The sequence below is a fragment of the Plasticicumulans sp. genome (assembly GCF_035331805.1).
Classification (GTDB): Bacteria; Pseudomonadota; Gammaproteobacteria; order Competibacterales; family Competibacteraceae; genus Plasticicumulans.
The window spans coordinates 1-4,054 of the sequence record NZ_DAOLKE010000317.1 but is presented as its reverse complement, the minus strand read 5'-3'; the positions used below and the strand labels follow the sequence as shown (position 1 = coordinate 4,054).

Genomic DNA, 4,054 nt, shown 5'->3' with positions numbered 1-4,054 from the left:
CGCAGCCACTTCGCCGGAATGCGCCGGCCGATGCGTGCCCCGGCATAGCCGCCGGCGGTCGCCGCCAGCGCCATCGCCAGCGCCGGCGCCCACTGCACGGCGCCGCCGAGCGCATAGAGGCTCACGGCGATCAGCGTCAGCACCGCCGAGAGCAGGTTCTTCAGCCCGTTCATGCGGTTGAGATCGCGCTGCCCGAGCAGCCCGAAGGCCGCGAGCAGCAGGATGCCCAGCCCGCCGTTGAAGTAACCGCCGTACACCGACACCGCAAACACGGTCGCCAGACTCGCCGCCACCCCGGCCTCGCCGTCGCGCTTCAGGCGCGCGAGCAGCCACGGCCCGGCCGCGAACAAGGCTGTTGCCGCCAGCAGCAGCCACGGCACCAGCGCCCGGAACGCCTTGTCCGGCGTCGCCAGCAGCAGCGCCGCCCCGAGCGCACCGCCAGCCGCGCCGGTGCCGATCAGCGCCAGCAGCCCCGCACCGGCATGCGCGCGCAGATCCTCGCGATAGCCCCAGGCACTGGCCACGTACCCCGGCAGCAGCGCCGCGGTGCCGGTGGCATTGGCCGCCACCGGCGCCACGCCGGCCCAGACCAGCGCCGGCAGCGTCAGGAAACTCCCGCCCCCGGCCACGGCATTCAGTGCCCCGGCGACGAAGGCCGCGGCGAGCAGGACGAACAGGTGCAGGGCATCGAAGCTCACGGGCAGGACTCGGGCAGGGAAGGGGACGCGAGTCTAGGGCCCTGCGCTGCAGGCGGCACGGCCGCGAGGCCGGGACGTGGCGCGCCGGCGGCAGGCCCAGGGGTCGCAGCCGCGGCGCAGGCGCTACGATAGCCGCCACGTTTACCGCCGGGTTCGACCGATGAATGCTCCGTATCAGCCACCGACCGACATCCTCGATGTGCTGCGGGACATCGAGTTCGAGGATGCCCTGACTGCCGAAGATGCGCGTTACGTCGATACGCGCGAGGCGCGCGGCAGTCAGAAGACGCTGCGCATGCTGTCGCGCATGTTCGGCCTGCAACTGCCGGACGGGCCGTTTCGCTGGCCGCTGACCAAGCATGTTCTCGACGCCGCTCAAAACGCCGGTTCCCACGAAAATACCGCAGTGGCATTCAGTCATTGACCCACGCCTGCTACCGGAACGTGCCCGCATCGCCGGACTGCGTGACTGGCTGAAAGACCCGCAAGGCTATGGACGACGGGATTCGCGTCGTGCTGCTCGACGAACTGGCCGGATTGCTGCAGGACCTGGGGGATTACGACGAGCCCTGCGCATCCGCAAGACCGCCCCCGGGCCGAAGCCCTGCTGCGTCAGGCACGTGTGGCGGCGTTGTCGATGCGGATTCCGGAAGCCGAGGAAATCGCGGCAATCATGCGCGCGCACGGCTTCGAGCCGGATGCATCGCCGTAGGCTGGCTGGAGGATTGGCGCCCGGCTTGCCATGCCAAGCCCGTAGGATGGGCTGACGAAGGAAGCCCATCTTCCGCGAACGGTACGCGAATGATGGGCTTCACTGCGTTCAGCCCATCCTACGAATGCTCAGATTGTTCATACCGCGCCGGGCACGACCGCAACCGCCCGCCCCCCATCCTCCAACCCACGCCCGATGCCATTCATCCTGCCGCTTTGCCGTCAAACCGCGCGCCATCGGCATCGAAGCACGCCCGTTTCCATTCCAACCATGCACATTTCCATTCAGACTTCGCATCTTTCCACTGGAAATGTGCTCGCGATGCACGGAAATGTGGCGGGCTGAAGCTTCGCTGCACAAAAACGGGATGGAAATGTACGAGGTTGCAATGGAGATTCGCGTGTTTCCATGGCAATGTTGCGAGATTGCAACGGAAATGTATCCATTTCCATTGTGATCGAGCATTTTTCCATTGGAAATGTGCGAGATTCGAATGGAAATGGGTTCGCCAGATAATGTCGCGCACAAAGTTGGAGCGTTATTGCACTGGCATTGAACACAAGCCCGCACCGCCCGGCCGCAAACTTCCGGAGTCGGGCTGCAGGGCGGGGGGCTCGATGGGCGGGTGTGCGGGCTGCGAGGCTGGCGGGGTGGCGGTTGCGTCGAACCGGCGATGCCCGGCATCCGCCGCGGCGCGGCAGAGCCGGGCGCAGCGGCCGTGAGTGGCGGACGCTGCGCGGTCTGATGCCGGCGGCGGGGGATGAGGCGGGTCGGTTCAGCCGGGGCGGCCGTCCGAACGCGGCCTGACGTAGATCGGCGCGTATTTCCACACCCAGGCACCGAAGGCGGCGATCCAGAGGGCGGCGGCGACGAGGTTCAGCGTCGGCCAGCCGTGCACATCGGCGGCAACGCGCGCCAGGGCGGCGGCGTTGATGGCGAGGAAGCAGTACCAGGTGTAGTCATCGGCCATCAGCCGCCCGCCCGAGTGGCCGAGCGTGACGCGCGTCGCCATCGCGATCACCAGCGCCGCACAAAGACCGATGCCGATGGCGTGCAGCGGCGCCCGCCCCAGACCGTTGCCGCCGAAGGCGAGCAGCAAGGCGTTCAGGCCATACAAAAACATCGCGAAGCCGAACCACCAGAAGGCGATGTGCAGCACGCCGAGCAGGCGGATCTTCAGCGCGCGCGCCGGCTGCCACTGCCAGGCGATCCACGCCGCGCTCGCGGCCATCGGCAGGTCGATGATCCAGGTCCAGGTTGGCAGGTTTGCCAGTTCGAGCAGGCCGTGCAGGGCCGAGCCGCCGGCCCAGAGCTTCAGCAGCGCGTCGGGACGCACGATGGCGTAGCCGGGCAGCACGCAGGAGCCGAAGAACGGGATCATGCGGTGGCAGACGGTGACGAACACCGGCAGCAGCCAGAACCACAGGCCGGCCTTCAGCGCGAACATCAGGAAGACTGCATCGCCCGACAGCAGCCAGAGCAGGAAGCTCGCCAGCCCGAGCCAGCCGCCGGCGAGCGCGCCATTGAGCACGCGCTCCTGCAGCTTGCCGCGGCCGGTATCGAAGTGGACGCCGTAGAGCCGCGCCGCACCGAGGCCCCAGCCGGCCAGCATCGCGGCGATGCCAAGCCCGAGCACGGTCTTGCTGCTGAACAGGCCGATCCACACCAGCGCCTGCCCGCCGGCGAGCCAGCCGACGGTCGGCAGGAACTGCGCGCGCACCAGTTCGGGGCCATCCATCCAGCGCGGATAGACGGTCATCAGGAAGCCGAAGATGAAGAACGTGAAGCTGCCGTAGAGCATCAGCAGCACGTGCGCCCAGGTTGCCGGCAGCACGGTCGCGAGCGTCTGGCCCGAGCGCCGCAGCCAGAGTTCGCCGAGCCAGAACAAGACGGTGGCGAGCAGTTGCACGGCTCCGGCGAGGAACATCGGGCGGTGCACGGCGGCGGTGAGGACGGCGAGGCGATCGGGCGGTGCGGCGGGGGCGGCAGCGGGGTTCATGACGGCGGTTCCGGCGATTCGGCAGAGGGGGAGGCCGCATTGCAGGGGGCGCAGTGCGGCGGTGCCTTGATGAACATCAAGCACGGGGCCGTGGCGCAGGAGCGGTCGGCACCGGCCGGCAGCCGGGCCGGTGCCGGGGAGGCGGGGTCGGGCCGGCTACAGCCGTCCGGCGCCGAAGCCGTAGGGCGCCGGATCGAGGATCGGGGTTTCGCCGAGGATCAGGTTGGCGAGCAGCTGCGCGCTGGCCGGGCCGGTGACCAGACCGTTGCGGTAGTGACCGGCGTTGACGTACAGGCCGCCGATGCCGGGGTGCTCGCCGATGTACGGGATGCCGGCCGGGGCGCCGGGGCGCAGGCCGGCCCAGTGGTGCTCGACCGGGATGTCGGCAAGCCCCGGGGCGATGGCGAGTGCGGCGGCGTGCAGGGTCTTGAAGGCGTCGTCGGTGGTCGATTTGTCGAAGCCGACGAACTCGACCGTCGAGCCGGCGAGGATGCGGCCGTCGCGGCGCGGGATCAGGTAGTGCGCATCGCGCATGACGATGCGCGTGAGCCATCCCGGTGCGGCGCGGAACACGATCATCTGCCCGCGCACCGGGGCGACCGCCGGCGGCTGCGGCAGGCCGGCGAGCAGGGCGCCGGTCCAGGC

Annotated in this window: 4 protein-coding genes; 1 reads left to right on the top strand and 3 read right to left on the bottom strand. The window is 69.2% G+C overall.

All coding sequences use genetic code 11. The features are described 5' to 3' along the window. Positions 1–698: sulfite exporter TauE/SafE family protein (locus PKE44_RS16030; protein WP_324553135.1), on the bottom strand; the 698-nt coding region annotated here is incomplete at its 3' end. Between the two features lie 160 nt (positions 699–858). Here PKE44_RS16030 and PKE44_RS16025 point away from each other — a divergent pair. After that, positions 859–1,122 carry a hypothetical protein gene (locus tag PKE44_RS16025; protein ID WP_324553132.1) on the top strand — a complete coding sequence of 88 codons (264 nt, stop codon included), beginning with the start codon at positions 859–861 and terminating at the stop codon, positions 1,120–1,122. A gap of 1,063 nt (positions 1,123–2,185) precedes the next feature. On the opposite strand, the gene PKE44_RS16020 is transcribed toward PKE44_RS16025, so the two are convergent. Continuing rightward, positions 2,186–3,409: an NnrS family protein gene (locus PKE44_RS16020; protein ID WP_324553129.1), complete on the bottom strand. Its 1,224-nt coding sequence runs from the start codon at positions 3,407–3,409 to the stop codon at positions 2,186–2,188. Between the two features lie 156 nt (positions 3,410–3,565). Further along, on the bottom strand, positions 3,566–4,054 hold a 489-nt coding region (locus PKE44_RS16015), incomplete at its 5' end, for an FAD-dependent oxidoreductase (RefSeq protein ID WP_324553126.1).

Bases quoted from the DNA above. Each gene is read 5' to 3' on its own strand.
- PKE44_RS16025 (WP_324553132.1), top strand. From the start codon at position 859: ATGAATGCTCCGTATCAGCCACCGACCGACATCCTCGATGTGCTGCGG.
- PKE44_RS16020 (WP_324553129.1), bottom strand. From the start codon at position 3,409: ATGAACCCCGCTGCCGCCCCCGCCGCACCGCCCGATCGCCTCGCCGTC.